Annotated in this window: 14 protein-coding genes; 4 read left to right on the forward strand and 10 right to left on the reverse strand. The window is 71.9% G+C overall.

The window, feature by feature from the left end; genetic code table 11:
* Window positions 1-37: 37 nt before the first annotated feature.
* Complete coding sequence (melC1, locus tag ACTMVF_RS37380; RefSeq protein WP_441275526.1) at window positions 38-406, reverse strand: apotyrosinase chaperone MelC1; 369 nt, start codon at window positions 404-406, stop codon at window positions 38-40.
* Between the two features lie 346 nt (window positions 407-752).
* Here melC1 and ACTMVF_RS37385 point away from each other — a divergent pair, with 346 nt between their 5' ends.
* A complete protein-coding gene (locus ACTMVF_RS37385; RefSeq protein ID WP_441275527.1) occupies window positions 753-1,964 on the forward strand; it encodes an FAD-dependent monooxygenase in 1,212 nt (403 codons plus the stop codon).
* Between the two features lie 7 nt (window positions 1,965-1,971).
* Here ACTMVF_RS37385 and ACTMVF_RS37390 read toward each other — a convergent pair whose 3' ends face one another.
* Window positions 1,972-3,618, reverse strand: coding sequence for a cholesterol oxidase substrate-binding domain-containing protein (locus tag ACTMVF_RS37390; protein ID WP_441275576.1), 1,647 nt, complete (start codon window positions 3,616-3,618; stop codon window positions 1,972-1,974).
* Between the two features lie 182 nt (window positions 3,619-3,800).
* Between ACTMVF_RS37390 and ACTMVF_RS37395 the strand changes: the two genes are divergently transcribed.
* Both ACTMVF_RS37395 and ACTMVF_RS37400 read left to right on the forward strand, forming a co-directional pair.
* On the forward strand, window positions 3,801-4,784 hold the full coding sequence (locus tag ACTMVF_RS37395; RefSeq protein ID WP_441275528.1) for an aldo/keto reductase: 984 nt from the start codon (window positions 3,801-3,803) through the stop codon (window positions 4,782-4,784).
* Between the two features lie 83 nt (window positions 4,785-4,867).
* Window positions 4,868-5,350, forward strand: coding sequence for a DUF6328 family protein (locus tag ACTMVF_RS37400; RefSeq protein WP_441275529.1), 483 nt, complete (start codon window positions 4,868-4,870; stop codon window positions 5,348-5,350).
* Window positions 5,351-5,379: 29 nt separating this feature from the next.
* On the opposite strand, the gene ACTMVF_RS37405 is transcribed toward ACTMVF_RS37400, so the two are convergent.
* Both ACTMVF_RS37405 and ACTMVF_RS37410 read right to left on the reverse strand, forming a co-directional pair.
* The gene (locus tag ACTMVF_RS37405) at window positions 5,380-6,417 is read right to left on the reverse strand and encodes a hypothetical protein (RefSeq protein WP_441275530.1); all 1,038 of its coding nucleotides are present in this window, start codon (window positions 6,415-6,417) and stop codon (window positions 5,380-5,382) included.
* A gap of 119 nt (window positions 6,418-6,536) precedes the next feature.
* Window positions 6,537-7,508, reverse strand: coding sequence for an LLM class F420-dependent oxidoreductase (locus ACTMVF_RS37410; protein WP_441275531.1), 972 nt, complete (start codon window positions 7,506-7,508; stop codon window positions 6,537-6,539).
* Between the two features lie 136 nt (window positions 7,509-7,644).
* On the opposite strand from ACTMVF_RS37410, the gene ACTMVF_RS37415 reads away from it, so the two are divergent.
* Window positions 7,645-9,081 (forward strand): serine hydrolase domain-containing protein, encoded by a 1,437-nt coding sequence (locus ACTMVF_RS37415; protein WP_441275532.1) that lies wholly within the window; start codon window positions 7,645-7,647, stop codon window positions 9,079-9,081.
* Here the strand turns inward: ACTMVF_RS37415 and ACTMVF_RS37420 are convergent, their stop codons facing one another.
* From ACTMVF_RS37420 to ACTMVF_RS37445, 6 genes are all read right to left on the reverse strand, one after another.
* Window positions 9,082-10,692, reverse strand: a complete 1,611-nt coding sequence (locus ACTMVF_RS37420) for a serine/threonine protein kinase (protein WP_441275533.1) — start codon at window positions 10,690-10,692, stop codon at window positions 9,082-9,084.
* Window positions 10,693-10,847: 155 nt separating this feature from the next.
* Window positions 10,848-11,807: a threonine/serine dehydratase gene (locus tag ACTMVF_RS37425; RefSeq protein ID WP_441275534.1), complete on the reverse strand. Its 960-nt coding sequence runs from the start codon at window positions 11,805-11,807 to the stop codon at window positions 10,848-10,850.
* A 39-nt stretch (window positions 11,808-11,846) separates the two neighbouring features.
* Window positions 11,847-12,878 carry a polyprenyl synthetase family protein gene (locus ACTMVF_RS37430; protein ID WP_441275535.1) on the reverse strand — a complete coding sequence of 344 codons (1,032 nt, stop codon included), beginning with the start codon at window positions 12,876-12,878 and terminating at the stop codon, window positions 11,847-11,849.
* A complete protein-coding gene (locus ACTMVF_RS37435; RefSeq protein WP_441275577.1) occupies window positions 12,875-13,939 on the reverse strand; it encodes a tetratricopeptide repeat protein in 1,065 nt (354 codons plus the stop codon). Before ACTMVF_RS37435 ends, ACTMVF_RS37430 begins: the two co-directional genes overlap by 4 nt.
* Window positions 13,940-14,110: 171 nt before the next feature.
* Window positions 14,111-14,788: an AIM24 family protein gene (locus tag ACTMVF_RS37440; protein ID WP_441275536.1), complete on the reverse strand. Its 678-nt coding sequence runs from the start codon at window positions 14,786-14,788 to the stop codon at window positions 14,111-14,113.
* Window positions 14,789-14,853: 65 nt separating this feature from the next.
* Window positions 14,854-16,275: a CAP domain-containing protein gene (locus ACTMVF_RS37445; protein ID WP_441275537.1), complete on the reverse strand. Its 1,422-nt coding sequence runs from the start codon at window positions 16,273-16,275 to the stop codon at window positions 14,854-14,856.
* Between the last annotated feature and the right edge of the window lie 15 nt (window positions 16,276-16,290).

Consider the following 16,290-nt stretch of genomic DNA (forward strand, 5'->3'; position numbering starts at 1 on the left):
TCCGGGCAGGGCAGTTCAGTTGGCGGGCAGGGGGAGATCAGTTGGCGGGGAAGGGCAGGAGTGCGGCGCCCTGTAGTTCGTCCACGGCGGCGCGGGCCGCGGCGCGCGGGGTGGGCACCGGGTCGTAGTGGCTGACGACGCTGATCCAGCTGCCGTCGGCGTTGCGCATCACGTGCAGCTCCACCCCGTCGACGAACACGGAGTAGCCGGCGCCGTGATGCTGGTGGCCGCCCGTGGCCGGCCGGCCCTGTATCCGGCGGCCCTTGTAGACCTCGTCGAAGGACGACGGGGCATGGTGGTCGTGTCCGGCGGCGGACGCGGTGGGGGCGGTGAGCGTCTGGACACCGGCCGCTGTGGCGAGGGCGGCCGCGGCGGTGAGCGCACGGCGACGGCTGAGTTCCGGCATGCGGACCTCCTGGGTTGGTTCGGTTGGCGACTCCGCATACCTATCGGTCCGGACGAGAGCGGGAGAAATCGGTCGGGAGTGGTTGGCTCTGATCCGGACAAGTGTGCACATGTCGTACAGAGTTGAACGAAGATGATCTTCCTGTCGAGGGCGCCCCGGGGGTCCGGAAGCGGGAATTCCTTCTTCTGGGAATCGCGATCCGGGTGGTCCTTCGCGGGCGGGTGTGTCGCCAGTGGCCTGCCTCACCGGTCAAAACTGGCGCGATCCGGAATGTCCCGGCCGAACGCACCCGCCTTGCTACCCTGCAAAGTGATATGACCGTTTTAGACGACTTCTAGGGGTATGCGTGAAGGTCGACTGCGTCGGTGGCGGGCCCGCCGGCCTGTATCTCTCGATCCTGCTGAAGCTACGGGACCCGTCCCACGACATCACCGTCCACGAGCGCAACCCGGAGGGCTCCACCCACGGTGTGGGCGTCACGTACTGGCGCGGACTGCTCGACCAGCTGCACGAGCACGACCCCGTGACCGCTCGCGCCATCGAGGAGAGCTCGGTCCGCTGGAACGAGGGCGTCGCCCACGTCCGGGGCCGGACGACCCGCCGGTCCGGCGACACAGGGCACGGCATCGGCCGCCATCGGCTGCTGGAGATCCTCGCCGGACGCGCCCGCTCGCTGGGCGTACGGCTGGAGTTCGAGCACGAGATCATGCCGGAGAAACTGCCCGTCGCGGACCTGGTCGTGGCGGGCGACGGCGTCCACAGCACCCTGCGCACCCAGTACGCCGACCACTTCGGTACCCGGACCAGACGCGGCCGCAACCGCTACATCTGGCTCGGCACCAGCAAGGTCTTCGACGCCTTCACCTTCGCCTTCGTCGAGACCGGCCACGGCTGGATCTGGTGCTACGGCTACGGCTTCGGCCCCGAAGGCAGCACCTGTGTCATCGAATGCGCCCCCGAGACCTGGACCGGCCTCGGCCTCGACACCGCGAACGAGGACGACGGGGTGGCCCTGCTGGAGAGGATCTTCGCCGGCGTCCTCGACGGCCACCCCCTCGTCGGCCGCTCCGGCGCCGAGGGCGGCGACCGGTGGCGGACCTTCCGCACCCTCACCAACCGCACCTGGCACCGCGACAACCTCGTCCTCGTCGGCGATGCCGCCCACACCACCCACTACTCCATCGGCGCCGGCACCACCCTCGCCCTGGAGGACGCCATCGCCCTCGCCGGCGCCCTGCACGAGCACGCCGCCCTCCCGCAGGCCCTCGCCCGCTACGAACAGGAGCGCAAGCAAGCCCTGTTGTCCGTCCAGAGCGCGGCCCACTACAGCGCCGAGTGGTACGAGAACCTGCCCCGCTACATCCGCCTGCCCCCGCAGCAGATGTTCGCCCTGCTCGGCCAGCGCCACTCGCCCCTGCTGCCGTACCTGCCGCCCCAGCTGTACTACCGGATCGACCGGGCGGCCGGGCAGGTGGAGGCGTTGCGGCGCCTCAAGCGCCGGCTCGGTCCGAAGGTCGCGCGCACGGTGCAGGCCAGGGCGCTGGCCTCCGGTAAGTAGCCGCACCTCACCGGAGCAACCGGTCGAGAAGGGCGTTGCCGAACACGCCGTGCGGGTCGAGCCGGTCCAGCACTCCGGCCGCGTGCCCCCACACGTCCTCCCCGAAGGACCCGGGCACGACCGCGCCCAGCACCTCGCCGTCGCTCCAGGCGCTGTCCCTCGTATAGGCCCACCCCTTCGACCACTCGACGCGGGTCAGGGCGTACTCGCCGTCGAAGGTGCGCAGCAGGAACCGCTCGATCTGGCTCAGGAACGCCTCCGCGTAGGGCGTCCCCGGCAGCGTCAGGATGTTCAGCCACACGGCCGTGTCCCACTCGGGGCGGTCCTCGCGCGGCCTGAGCGCCGACAACAGCGGGGTGCGCGCCCCCTGCACGGCGACGTCCGCCGGATCGTCGAGGCCGGTGACCCGGATCTCCACCGAGCCGTTGACCGGGAATCGGCCCCGGTCGGCGTACGCCGTGAGTCGTTCCCGGTAGAAGGCGGTGAACTCGGCGACCACGCGCTGCACTTGGGCCCGGCTGGTGAGCACCGCGTACCCGTTCGTGGCTATCCTCAGCGTCGTCGGCCGCAGATACAGCAGCGTGTTCTTGGACGGCCCCCACAGGTCCGCCGACAGCGTCGCCACCAGCCCGAGCGCGGCCGCGTCGTACTGCGCGTTGCCGAGCAGCGGCGCCAGATACCAGGCCCCGTCCGACACCATGCGCCCGACCAGGTCCGCCACGGGGCGCGGGACGTTGTCGGAGAACGGGTAGTTGTACGGCGTCGTCACGTGCCGTGAGGTCAGCGGCCGGGTGGGGGAGACGCTCCACACCTTCAGCCACGGGAACTCGGTGAAGGCGAACCAGATCGCCTCGACGCGTCCCGCCTGGTCCAGGAAGCTCGCGAGAGTACGTCCCTCACTGCTGCCGGGCGCGGCGAAGAGCTCGCCGGCCGGGATGTCCGTACGGCTGACGCACCGCAGGTTCGTGTTCGCGCCCACGCGCAGCACCACCTCGGTGACCAGACAGCGGCCGAGATGGGTGAGCAGCGCGGCGCAGTCCGCCTCGTCGCGGTCGTACGTCCGCAGCACGTACGCGCCGCTGTCCTCGTCCCAGACGACGGCCGTCAGCGACAGCACGAGATTGCTCAGCGAGCCGTACGTGTGCCCGGGCAGCCGCTGTTCGCCCCGCGCCGGTACGGCCGTGCCGTGCGCGTCGATGGCCAAGGCGCCGCCCAGCGTGAGATTGCCGGGGGCGGGCGCGGCGGTGACGCCGAGGCCGCGCTCCTCCAGGTAGGTGAGCAGGGCCTCCAGGGTGACGCCGGTGCCGACGCGTACCGACGTCGGCGACTCCAGGGACAGGCCGGTGAGATGTGAGGCGGTGTCCACGAGGAGGACCGGCGCGTCCGACTCAGTGCCCTGCGTGATCGTCAGCGGTGACCAGCCGTGCGAGGAACCCCGGGCGCGGACTCGCCGGCCGTGCCGCCAGGCCCAGTTGACGACGCCCACCACCTGGTCAGGGCCGGCTGGTGCGCAGGCCCACAGCCCGTCAGCGGTGATCTCGCCGACCCAGTTGCGGTACGCGGAGCGGTACAGCGCCACATCCGCCGGGAAATCCGGCAACTCCTGTGCCGCGACGGCCGGATCCGCCGGGAGGAGAGTCGGTACGGCGGCCATGGCGGCGGTGCGGAGGAAGCCCCTGCGGCTGAAGTCTGCGTTCACGGCCTCACGCTAGGGATCGGCTTGACAGGTGCCGTCGGCCTGTCGAGCCGATTCACCCGTGTGAGTGACAGATTCACAGGTAGGTGTGCGGAGGGGGCCGCTCCGCGCACCCGCCTGACGGATGACACACTGACGCCATGGACGAGCGTGTAATCGGTAGGTCGGGTCAGCGGGCATCCGTCGTCGGTCTCGGTACGTGGCAGCTGGGCGCCGACTGGGGGGACGTCGACGACAAGGAAGCCCTGGCGGTGCTGGAGGCGGCGGTCGAGTCGGGGGTGACCTTCTTCGACACGGCCGACGTGTACGGCGACGGACGCAGCGAGCAGACCATCGCCGCCTTCCTGCGCGGCAGGCCCGAACTGGACATCTTCGTGGCGACCAAGATGGGCCGCCGCGTCGACCAGATCCCCGAGCACTACGTTCTCGACAACTTCCGCGCGTGGAACGACCGTTCCCGGCGCAACCTCGGGGTGGACCGCCTCGACCTGGTCCAGCTGCACTGCCCGCCGACGCCGGTCTACTCCACGGACGAGGTGTTCGACGCGCTGGACACCCTGGTCGCGGAGGAGCGCATCGCCCACTACGGCGTCAGCGTGGAGACCTGCGAGGAGGCGCTGACCGCGATCGCCCGCCCCGGCGTCGCGAGCGTGCAGATCATCCTCAACCCGTTCCGCATGAAGCCCCTGCGCGAGGTGCTGCCCGCCGCCGAGCGGGCGGGCGTCGGCATCATCGCCCGCGTCCCGCTGGCCTCCGGGCTGCTGTCGGGCAAGTACACCAAGGACACCGTCTTCCCGGCGAACGACCACCGCACCTACAACCGGCATGGCGAGTCCTTCGACCAGGGCGAGACCTTCTCCGGTGTTGACTACGAGTCGGGTGTGGAGGCGGCCGTCGAGTTCGCCGCCCTCGCCCCCGAGGGCTTCACCCCGGCCCAGTTGGCGCTGCGCTGGATCATCCAGCAGCCGGGCGTGACCACCGTGATTCCGGGCGCCCGTTCGCCCGAGCAGGCCCGCGCCAACGCGGCCGCGGCCGCACTGCCGGAGCTGTCCGGGGCGACGCTCGCCGCGATCGGGAACCTCTACGACCGGCGGATCAAGGAGCAGGTCGAGAACCGCTGGTAGACCCGTGCGGCTCCGGGGCGGCCGGCCCGCCGCTCCCGGGGCCTCGCCGTTTGAGGGTTCGGCGCCTGGGATACCCGGCCCGCATGACCGAGAAGGAAAGACGGACGGGACGCGACGAGACGGAGGACGAGCGGGCCGACCGTATGTGGGGCGAGCTCATCCAGGAGGTCCGGGTGGCCCAGATGGGCGTCCAGATCCTGTTCGGCTTCCTGCTCACGGTCGTCTTCACGCCGAAGTACGACACCCTCGACGACACGGACCAGACCATCTACATCGTGACGGTCGTGCTGGGCGCCGCCGCCACCGGCGCCCTGATCGGTCCCGTCTCCCTGCACCGCCTGGTGTCCGGGCGGCGCATCAAGCCGAAGGCCGTGGAGTGGGCGTCCCGGCTGACCTTCGTCGGCCTGATCCTGCTCCTCGCGACGACGGCGTGCTCGCTGCTGCTGATCCTGCGGGTCGCCACCCACGACGGCTATGTGCCCTACCTGGTCTCGGGAGTGGTCGTCTGGTACCTGGCGTGCTGGTTCGTGCTGCCGCTGTGGACACGCCACCGCTACACGGAGTGAGCGGTGGCGCGTCGACGGTATGAGGACGACTACTGCTGCGGCGCCGTGCCGCCTCCCTGCGCCCCGCGAAGTGCCGCGATGCAGCTGGAGATGGCCTGCTGGAGCTCCTCCAACTGCTGGACCATGTCGTCCTCGACGAACTCCTGCACATCGTCGAAGGTCAGCTCCTCGAAGACCTTCGTCGCCTTCTGCAGGCTGCTGTAGAACTTCGTCCGCCGCTCCTGCACCCGCAGCTCGGGGTCGGCCTCCACCGCCTCGGCGACGAGCGACTTCATCGTGCCGTAGGCCTCGGTGGCCCACTCGCCGGTGTCCTCGTCGTCCTCCAGCTCGTCGATCAGCGACAGGTGCCGCTCGGCCTCCTGGCGGAGGTCGACGGGCGCGTCGACGGTCTGCCCGGCCGGGGTCTTGATCTGGCCGGACTCGGCGATCTGGCGGACGTAGTCGATCCGGTCGGCCGCCCGGCTCTCACTGGCGACGGCCTTCTTCAGGTCGTCGGTGCGTACGACGTCCCGCGCCAACTCGGCCTGAAGCTCGGGGTCCTCGATGATCCGGTCGAGGAGTGCCTGGCGGGCCGCGCGGGCCGTCGACGGGTCGGCGAGGATCGCGGCGCGCAGCGCGGTCGGGTTCTCGGCGACTTCCAGGGCCTTCGTCGGGCGGATGCCTTCGGCCTCGGCGGCCTCGGCGATGGCGGTGCCGCGCTCGGAGGTGGCGCTGTTGCGGGAGACGTAGTAGCCGATCCACACGTCGGCGTCCGGCAGCTCCACCTCCTGGCCCGGCGCCAGCGCCTCGAAGTGCGGGACGAGACCGTCGTCGGCGGCCCGGTCCCAGGCCTTGTAGTAGCGCATGACCCGCTCGGGGGAGCACCCGGCGAGCTCGGCGAACTCCTTCGCGGACACCTTCGGTGTCTCGCCCGCGCTCTGCCCGCCGGGCCGCACGCTGCGCGCCACCATCAGGCCGAAGGCCCACCCTCCGGTCCGCGCGTAGACCCCGAACTCGCGCGCGTCGCGGGCGACGAGGTCGGACAGGGGCACGGGGGACGTCTCGGACGGGACGATCGCCAGGCTCACGGATGACTCTCCTGTACAGGCTGCTGGAAGGCGAAAATACAGACCAGCAGCCTATGGCACCCGCGGACGACGCTTCGGCCGCATCCGGCGCCGCCCCGTGCGGTGGGGTGGACGTGCGGTCAGCCGACAGCGTCCCGCAGCGCGGGCAGCAGCGTCTTCTCCGCCCAGTCGAGATACGGCAGCTGCGTCTCGCCCCCGATCTGTACCAGGGCGATCTCCGTGAACCCCGCCTCGGCGTACGGTCGCACGGCCTCCACGAAGGCGTCCGGGTCGTCGCCGCACGGGATCGAGTCGGCGACGTCGTCCTGGGTGACGAACTGGGTGGCCGCCTCGAAGGAGTCCGGGTGCGGCAGCTCCGAGTTGACCTTCCAGCCGCCGCCGAACCAGCGAAACTGGCTGTGGGCCCGCTTGATCGCGGTGTCCCGGTCGGGGTCGTAGCACACCGGCAGCTGTCCCACGCGCGGCTTGCCCTCGCCGCCGTGCCGGTCGAACGCCTCCAACAGGCCCGCCTTGGGCTCCGTGGCGATCACCAGGACGCCGAGCCTGCCCGCGAGCTTGCAGGACTGCTCCCCGGAAACCGCGATGCCGAGGGGCGGCGGCTGGTCCGGCAGATCCCACAGACGGGCCGACTCGACGTCGAAGTGCGTGCCGCGGTGGTTGACATGGCCGCCCTTGAAGAGCGCACGGATGATCTCCACCGCCTCCTCGAGCATCTCGTGCCGCACGTCGACGGACGGCCAACCGCCGCCCACGACATGCTCGTTGAGGTTCTCGCCCGAGCCGAGCCCCAGCCGGAACCGGCCCTCGGACAGCAGCTGCATCGTGGCCGCCTTCTGGGCCACCACCGCCGGGTGGTAGCGGACGGTCGGACACGTCACGTACGTCATCAGTGGAATCCGCGACGTGGCCTGGGCGGCCGCGCCCAGCACACTCCACGCGTACGGCGAGTGACCCTGTGAACGCAGCCACGGAAAGTAGTGGTCCGAGGTCACGGAGAAGTCGAAGCCCACCTCCTCGGCGCGGACCAGGTGGTCCACCAGCTCACGGGGGCCGGCCTGCTCGGTCATCATCGTGTATCCGATCTGCACCATAGGGGCCGAGTCCCCGGACACTGGTGTGGAAAACGGGACGGACGGGGCAGGACTCCGGCGGACCGCAGGAGGCGGGTGAACGTCCGGGTGAAAAACGTCTCGGAGAGGTGCCCGGGTATCGGGAGAGGATGCCCGTATGTCTGCCCGCCCGCTGCCCTCGAGCTCCCCCGCCGCCCAAGGCGTCGACGCCTCCGGTGTCCTCGCCTTCCTCGACGCCCTCGACACCGCCCCCGACATCGAGCCGCACAGCCTGATGATCCTGCGGCACGGCCACCTCGTGGCCTCCGGCTGGTGGGCGCCGTACACCCCCGAACGCCCGCATCTCCTCTACTCGATCAGCAAGAGCTTCACCGCGACCGCCGCCGGGATCGCCGCGGGCGAGGGGCTGATACGGCTCGACGACCCGGTGATCTCGTACTTCCCCGAGTTCGAGGCCGACATCACCGATCCGCGCAGTCGTGCGATGCTCGTGCGGCACGTGGCGTCCATGGCCAGCGGGCACGAGACCGACACGATCTTCGCGGCGCGTGACCTCGACCGCGAGGACCTCGTCCGCGGGTTCCTGCTGGTGCCCCCGTCCCGCGACCCGGGGACCGTCTTCGCCTACAACCAGCCCGCCACCTTCACGCTCGCCGCCGTCGTCCGGCGGGCGAGCGGCCAGTCGCTGACCGAGTACCTCCGGCCGCGGCTGCTCGACCCGCTCGGCATCGGCGAGATCGGGTGGCTGTGTGACCGCAGCGGCCGGGAGCTCGGCTTCAGCGGGCTGCACGCCACCACGGACGCGATCGCCCGGCTCGGCCAGCTGTATCTGCGGGGCGGAGTGTGGGAGGGCGAGCGGCTGCTGCCCGAGTGGTGGGTGGCCGAGGCGACGCGTCGGCAGATCGCGAACGCCGGTGTCATGCCCGGGGACGACTGGCAACGGGGCTATGGCTTCAAGTTCTGGATGTCCCGGCACGGCTATCGCGGTGGCGGCATGTTCGGTCAGTTCTGTGTGGTGCTGCCCGAGCAGGACGCCGTGATCGCGACGACCGCGGACACCTGGGACATGCCGGGACTGCTGAACCTGGTCTGGGAGCATCTGCTGCCGGCGTTCCGGTCCGCGCCCCTGACCGGCGGCGAGGCGGCGGACGCGGCCCTGGCGCAGCGGCTGGCGGGCCTCGCGCTGCCGCCCGCCGGCGGTAAGCCCGCACCGCCCGAGCGGGCCGAGGCCTGGTCCGCCGCCGCGTTCACGCCGGACGCCGGTGTCCGCGGGCACCTGCCCAAGCTGACCGCGATCGACCTGACGCCCGGCGCGGACGGCTGGACCCTGACGCTCACCGAGGACGGCCACCCTCTTCGGCTGCGGCTCGGGGACGCCGGCTGGACCGTCGCCGAGGAGCCGGTGCCCACTGCGGTCAGCGGCGGCTGGACCGACGCGGACACCCTCGTCGTGGACATCGCCTTCCTGGAGACCCCGCACCACCTGGACGTGACGTGCTCGCTCAAGGACCGGACGTTCACGGCGCGTTGGCGCACCGATCCGCTGCACCGCCTGCCCCTGCGGGCGATGCGCGCGCCTCGCGCGTCGGCCTGATCAGTCCTCGGGTACCCGGAAGGTCCGCAGGAAGACATCCAGGGCCTGCTGGTTGGCCGGGTCGTCCCAGTCGGCCTCCGGGGTCGTCCAGCGCAGTGAGTAGCCCCGGTGCTCATCGATGAGGAAACCGCGGCCGAAGGTACGGACACGGACGCCGTCCTCGTCCGAGAGCCACTCCATGTCGGCGGCCTCGTATCCCTGGTACGTGGTCGCCTCGATCTCGCCGATCCGCTGGAACCCGCTCCGCTCCTCCAGGCCGGGTTCGACGTCGTCGCGCCAGATGGCGACGGGGTCCGAGCCCAGAGCCTCGCTGTAGGTGATCGCCAGTTTGCGCTCATCGCCGTCGGCGCTGAAGAAGACGCGGTACGCCAGGTCCGAGGCACGCTTGGTGCGCAGCGGCTGCCAGCCCTCGGGCAGGGCGACGGAGAAGCCGTCCGGTGACTTGTACGTCGTGAAGCCGGGGGGCAGGGCTGCCGTGTCCGAGGGGGAGGCGGTGGGCGTCCCCGGCTCCGTCGTCTCCTGTGTAGGGGACGAACTCGGCGACGGGGTGGGCGTGGCAGTGGGTGACGGGGCGGTGGGCGCCCCGGTGGAGGTGGACGGGCCGGGTGTCGTATCCGCCGCCGACGGACCCGAGTCGTCCGGCCGGCCGCTGGTCACCACCAGGACGGCGGCCGCGACGGTGACCACGGCGAGGGCGGTGCCGGCGACCATGGCACGTCTGCCCCAGCCCGGTCCCCCGGTGTACATGCCGCGCAGACGAGGGCGCGGCTCCGCCCGCAGGGCGGCCTCGGGGTCCTCGTTGAGGACCCGGACGAACGCCTCACGCACCACCGGCCGGCTCAGCCGCTCCCGGGAGTCCTTGCGCAGCAGCCCCTGCACCGCCTGGGTGAGCGGCCCGGCCCGCACCGGGGCGCGCAGCGGAAGCCGGTCCACGCCCTTCAACGTGGCCTCGGGCCGGTCCCGTTCGCGATACGGCGGGCGCCCCTCGACCATCGTGTAGAGGATCGCGCCGAGCGCCCACAGATCCGACGCAGGCCCGATGCGCTCGTCACGGGCCTGTTCCGGGGACGCGTACGACGGCGCGGCGACCCGGGGCGCGAGGGTCGCGCCGGCCAGCCCGAAGCCGGTGACGACGACGGAGCCCTCGTCGCGCACGAAGACCTGGCCCGGGCTCAGCTCGCCGTGGGTGATGCCCGCGACGTGCGCGGCCTCCAGCACGTCGAGCAGTTCGAGGCCGATGCGCGCGGCCCGTACATAGTTGAACGTGCGCTGTTGTGTGAGGAGTTCACCGAGGGGCGTGCCATTGATCCACTCGGTGGCGATCCACAGGCTGCCGGACTCCTCGACGACGTCCAGGACGGTCGCGACCCGCCCCGGGCGCAGCAGCCCCATTCGCTCGGAAGTCCGCAGGATTCGCGAGGTGGCCCGGCGCCCCTCCTCGGGGCACGGATCGTCGGGGAGCCCGATCTGGGTGAGAAGGCACGGGTGTTCGGTCTCCATGTCCTCGCCGTAGTAACTGACGCGGTTCGTCTCGCGATGGACGACATCGACGAGCCGGTACCTTCCGGCGACCAACTCGGCTGTGGAGACGCGCGCCTTGACCATGGCCATCCCTCGCTGAACCCCTGACTCCTATTTCTCACAGGAGTACGACAGGGACGACGGGATGTGTTCAACGAAATCCTCAACCAAACGGCCTCTCTTTTCTTTTGATGCTTACGCGCGAGTAAGAATCCGAAAAACCACGGGAATTGAGCCAGCGGGTGTCAGTGAAGACCGAAATCCTTCGCCCAGCGCAGCACATCCCCGGTCGTCGCGTTGCCCCCGCACACGACCAGCCCGAGCCGGACGCCGCCCCCGACCCGCTCCACCACGCGCCGGGCCGCGGGCAGCAGACACCCGGCGGCCGGCTCCGCCCACACCTTGGCGTGCTCGGCGAGGTCGAGCACGCCCCGCACCGCCTCCCGGTCCGAGACCACGAGCACCTCGTCGACCAGGGCGGACACATGGTCGTACGTCAGTCGCGACACGGCCGGCGCGCTCAGCGTGGACACGATCGACGACAGGGCCACCGGCACCGGCGCGCCCGCCGTCAGCGCCTCGGACATGGCCTCGGCGCCCTCGGTCTCCACACCCCAGATCCGCACGTCCGGGCGGCGGGCCCGCAGTGCCACCGCGACGCCGGCGATGAGCCCGCCGCCCCCGACACTGACGAGCACGTCCGTGAGATCACCGGCGTCGTCGGCGAGCTCCAGCCCGACGGTGCCCTGGCCGGCGATCACCAAGGGGTCGTCGAAGGGATGGACGAGCGTCAGCCCCTCGTCCCGCAGCCGCGTGACGAGCGAGAACGCGCCGTCCATGTCGTCCGTCAGCCGCACCGACGCCCCGGCGTCCTCGACGAGCCCGATGGAGCGGGCCGGGGCCGTACGCGGCATCACCACGGTGGCCTTCACCTCGTGGACGGCGGCCGTCATCGCCAGGGCGATTCCGTGGTTGCCCCCGCTGACCGCCACCACCCCGGCGGCCCGCTGGGCGTCGCTCAGCGACAGCAGCTTCGCCGTCGCCCCGCGGGCCTTGAACGAGCCGGTGCGCTGGAGGAGTTCGAGTTTGGCCGTGACCGGAACGCCGAGGAGGGCCGACAGGCCGGGGCTGGGTACGGTCGGGGTGTGTACGACCTGTCCGGCGATGAGGTCGGCCGCGGCTTCGACGTCCGAGATCCCGATCAAGGCAGTCACCTTTCCGGCGTGGGGCGGTGATCCACGCTTTCACAGGTCGCGCCGCATGAGGAAGTCCAGCAGTGACCGCAGCTCCTCGGCGGCCCCCGCCTCCAGCGGTACGCCGGCCAGAGCCGCCTCGGCGGCGGTCACCTGGCGCCGTGCCTCGTCCAGCGTGGCCGTGCGGCCCCCCGACTCCTCGATCAGCGCGGCCACCTCACAGGGGTCGGCGGCCGACTCCAGCAGCGCGGAGAGACGACCGGCGGCGGGGGAGTCGAGTGCGGCCAGCACAGGGAACGTCTTCTTCCCCTCTCGCAGATCGCCGTACACCGGTTTGCCGGTCACCGCCGGGTCGCCCCAGATGCCCAGCAGATCGTCGACCATCTGGAAGGCGATCCCCAGATGCCGTCCCGCTCGGTCGAGGGCGGCGATGGTCGCGGGCGGCGCAGCGCCGAGCAGCGCGCCCAGCGCGGCCGCACAGCCCAGCAGGGCGCCGGTCTTGTGCTCGGCCATGGTCCGGTACGCGTCCGGCCGCACCCGCTCCGGCCCCGTCCAGGGACGCGTCGCGAACAGCAGGTCGTCCGCCTGCCCGCGCACCAGGTCCTGCAACGCCACCGACAGCAGCCGCACGGCCGGCGGGCCCGCCGGTTCCACGGCGAGCGTCTCGACCGCGAGCGCGAACAGCGCGTCCCCCGCGAGAACGGCGGGCCCGGTGCCGTACGCCTTCCACACGGTGGGGCGGCGGCGTCGGGCCGTGTCGCCGTCCATGATGTCGTCGTGCAGCAGGGAGAAGGCGTGCACCAACTCCACCGCGACCGCCCCGGGCACCGCGACCCGCCCGGGCGCACCGACCGCCTCGGCCCCGAGAACCGCCAGCGCCTGCCGTACGCCCTTCCCGCTGGACGCCGCGGCCGGCGCGCCGCCCACCTCGCACCAGCCGAAGGAGTACGCGGCCATCTCACCCACCCACGGATGCGTCCGCCCCACCGCCTCCCGCAGCGCGGGCCGCACCAGGGCGCGGCAGCGGGCGAGGACTTGGCGGGCGTCCGTCGGCGTCTGAACCGCGGAGGGGAGCGCCGTCACCGTGCGGCCACCGCCCCGGCGCCCGCCACAGCACCTTCCAGGGCGCAGAACTCCTCCTGCGCCCGCGCCACCATCTCCCGCGCGTGCCGCAGCCCGATCCGCTCCAGCACACCCGCCAGATCGGCCAGTTCGGCGGCGGTCTCGGCGCGGTCGCGCCCCAGCCGGGCCCGCGCCTTGGCCAGCCCCAGCCGGGACAGCGCCTCCCCGCGAGGCTCGCTCATGGCGCGGAACTCCGCGAGCGCCTGCTCGTACAGGTCCCGGGCCTCGGCGTAACGCCCGGCCCGGTAGAGGACGTTGCCGCGCATCTTGTGGTTGTAGGCCAGCGCGCTGGACAGCTTCATCGCGCGGCATGTCGTCTCCGCCTCGGACAGCAGGGCCAGCGCCCGCTCGGCGTCGCCGTCGCGCACGGACACGATGTCCGCGAGTCCGCGCAGCGCCCAGGCGTGGCCGCGCCGGTCGTCGGCGCGTGCGGCGATCTCGGCCGCCTCCTCGAACAGGGCGTAAGCGGTGTCGTACGAGCCGGTGTTGCGGTGGATCTGGGCTATGCCCTCCAGCGCCCACACCGTGTGCCGCGCCTCACCGCGCCGCCGGGCCTCCGCGAGCAGCTGCTCGTGCAGCCGGTGGACGGCCTCGTAGTCGCCCTGGATCCGGCCGGTCTCCGCCAGACCGGCCAGCGAGTAGCCGCGTACGACGATGTCGCCGCCGCGCTCGCCGAGGTCCGCTGCGAGCTGGAGCAGCCGCCGGGCCAGGGGGAACGCGCCGCGCTGCCGGGCCAGTGTGCCGCCGCTCCACAGCGCCCACGCCATCGCCGCGGTGTCCCCGGCCTCCCGGGCGGCGCGGTAGCTTGCCTTCCACGCCCGCTCCGCGTCCCCGACCTGTCCCAGCCGGCGGTGCGCCTCGGCGACCGCGAGCCCCGAGCGCGCGGCTTCGCCGTGCCGCCCGGCCCGCTCGGCTGCCCGCAACTGCTCGGTGCCGGCGGCCAGTACGTCGGTCAGTGAGGAGTTGACGGACAGGGTGGTCAGGGCGCCCTGGTACTCGGGGGCGAATGCCTTGCCGTACATCGATCCCTCTCGGTTCATATACACGCCATGTATACGCTCTGTGTATACGTCGTGTGTATAGAGCGTGGAAAGTGAGCCCTGGCTCAGGGGCCAGGGCGTCACCTGTTGCCGATCAAGACGCCGGCACGACCGAGTGGGTTGCCCGTGAGGCGCAGATCACTTCCCGAGGTGTCAGTGCTGCTGGGCCTTCGGCGGCGTCGCCTCGCTCGGCCGTACGACGACATGGCCCTGACCTTGCAGCATCAGCTGCACGGCCTCCCCGGACCCGCCGCGCAGCATCGAGCCGAGGGACTGCGAACGGTGCAGCGAGGTCCCCAGCCCGGCGGTCCAGCCGACCACCGCGTCCGTGTCGACGTACACCGGGTACTGCGGCGAGACCGGGATGACCAGGGGATTGCCCTCACACACCAGGCCCAGCCGGCCCTGCCCCGTGAAGACGCTGTTGAACAGGCCGCCGCCGGCGATGCCCGCGCCCTTTACCGTCGCTATCCGGTACGACAACGAGGCGTCGAAACACAGGACGTTGCGGCCGTTGACCGTGAACTCGTCGCCGGGGTCGACCTCGACGATGAAGCAGTTCTGCGCCTCGTGCGCGAACCAGGCCTCGCCCTGCCCGCGCACCGCCATCAGCGGCAGCCCCTCACCGGTCATGGCCCGCTTGAGCATGCCGCCCACGCCCTGGCCCTTGCGCTCGAACTGCAGATTGCCGCGGTAGGCGATCATCGCGCCCTGGCGGGCGTGCATCTCACCGTTCACCGCGTACTTGACGCATTTGGCGTTCTCGATCGTCATGCCCGGCGCCGAGGCGGGCTGGACCATGTGCTCACTGGAAAACAGGTCACCCTTCATGGGGGCATCCTGTCCCGGACGGTCCCGTTCCGACCAGATCGCGGCGTGTCGCTGTCCTTGGGCCGTCAGGCGCCGAAGAGCTGCGTCCAGTACGTCCCCGCCGGTCCGCCGCCCGCGAAGCCGATCCCTATGTGGGTGAAGTCCCGCTTGAGGATGTTGGCGCGGTGGCCCGGGCTGTTCATCCAGCCCTCCACGACCTCGGCGGGGGAGCGCTGGCCGCACGCGATGTTCTCGCCGATCGAACGCCGCGTGGAGCCCGCGGCGGCGGCCCGGTCCCAGGGCTGACTCCCCTCGGGCGAGGTGTGGGAGTAGAAGGCCCGGGCCACCATGTCGGCACTGTGCTCCTGCGCGGCGGAGGCGAGCACGGGGTCGACGGCCAAGGGGCGCAGCCCGGCCCCGGCCCGCTCCCGGTTGGTGAGCTCGACGACCTCGGCCGCGGTACGGGACAGGTCGCCCGGCGTGAGCGGTCTGGCCCACAGCGCCGTCCAGAACGTGTCGCCCGAGCGGCCGCCCCTGACGTACGCCAGGGCGGCATGGGTGAAGGCCGGGTCGTGCAGGGTGCGGCGGGCCGGTTCGGTGCGCAGGCAGTACGCGACGAACTCCGCGGGGGTGCGGGGGCCGGAGACCAGGTGCTCGCCGACGGTGAGATACGCGTACCCGGCGGCGGTGATGCGCTGGTACACGGAGACGCCGTCGCGGCCCTCGACGCCGAGCCGACCTGTCGCGGCCATGGCGGAGGCGTGGGCCTGGGCGGCGGAGGCGAGGCGGGCGTCGAGGGCTATCGGCGGTGAACCTCTCTCGGCGCGGGCCGAGTTGACCAGGCCCAGGAAACCGTCGCGATCGGGGAACGGGGCGTGCGGGGTGGTGACGGCGGAGAGGGTCCGCATCGTGGGGCGTGCGGTCGGCGCGGGCGGAGCGGAGGGCAGGGGAGGAGCGGTGGGTGTGGGTGCGGGTGGGGTGAGGGGCGACTGCGGGGCGGGCGCCGACGGGACCGGGGACGGCGTCGCGTCCTCGATGACGTCGACCCCGAAATCCCGCGCGAGCCCCGCCAGCCCGTCCGCGTACCCCTGCCCCAGGGCCCGCAGCTTCCAGCCGCCGCCACGGCGGTAGATCTCCGCGAGCAGCAGCACGGTCTCCTGCCGTGGGCGCGGCGGGGCGAACCGGGCGATCGGGTGGCCGCCCGGGCCGGTGACCTGGAGCGTGGGGGACGGCAGGCGGCCCAGGGGAGTGCCGGGGGCGGCGGGGCTGACGACCACCGTGACCCGGGTGGCCCCCGGGCGCAGTCGCGAGGGGTCGACGGTCAGGGTGTCGCCGTGGAGCCGGGCACCCGGAGCGGACGGCTGGTTGTAGAACACGAAGTCGGCGTCGCCCCGGACCTTGCCGCTGTCGTCGGTGACGAGCGCGGACACGTCGAAAGGGCCGGGCACCCGGACGCTCACGCTGCCGCCCGGGAGGGGCAGATTGCCCCCGGGAACCAACTCGCTCATCATGCCGTCCTGGTG

This window comes from Streptomyces sp. SD31, from assembly GCF_052068475.1.
Lineage (GTDB): Bacteria > Actinomycetota > Actinomycetes > Streptomycetales > Streptomycetaceae > Streptomyces.

Excerpts from the sequence above, each read along its gene's own strand:
- melC1 (WP_441275526.1), bottom strand. The coding sequence starts at position 406 with ATGCCGGAACTCAGCCGTCGCCGTGCGCTCACCGCCGCGGCCGCCCTC.
- ACTMVF_RS37390 (WP_441275576.1), bottom strand. The coding sequence starts at position 3,618 with ATGGCCGCCGTACCGACTCTCCTCCCGGCGGATCCGGCCGTCGCGGCA.
- ACTMVF_RS37395 (WP_441275528.1), top strand. The coding sequence starts at position 3,801 with ATGGACGAGCGTGTAATCGGTAGGTCGGGTCAGCGGGCATCCGTCGTC.
- ACTMVF_RS37400 (WP_441275529.1), top strand. The coding sequence starts at position 4,868 with ATGACCGAGAAGGAAAGACGGACGGGACGCGACGAGACGGAGGACGAG.
- ACTMVF_RS37410 (WP_441275531.1), bottom strand. The coding sequence starts at position 7,508 with ATGGTGCAGATCGGATACACGATGATGACCGAGCAGGCCGGCCCCCGT.
- ACTMVF_RS37415 (WP_441275532.1), top strand. The coding sequence starts at position 7,645 with ATGTCTGCCCGCCCGCTGCCCTCGAGCTCCCCCGCCGCCCAAGGCGTC.
- ACTMVF_RS37420 (WP_441275533.1), bottom strand. The coding sequence starts at position 10,692 with ATGGCCATGGTCAAGGCGCGCGTCTCCACAGCCGAGTTGGTCGCCGGA.
- ACTMVF_RS37435 (WP_441275577.1), bottom strand. The coding sequence starts at position 13,939 with ATGTACGGCAAGGCATTCGCCCCCGAGTACCAGGGCGCCCTGACCACC.
- ACTMVF_RS37440 (WP_441275536.1), bottom strand. The coding sequence starts at position 14,788 with ATGAAGGGTGACCTGTTTTCCAGTGAGCACATGGTCCAGCCCGCCTCG.
- ACTMVF_RS37445 (WP_441275537.1), bottom strand. The coding sequence starts at position 16,275 with ATGAGCGAGTTGGTTCCCGGGGGCAATCTGCCCCTCCCGGGCGGCAGC.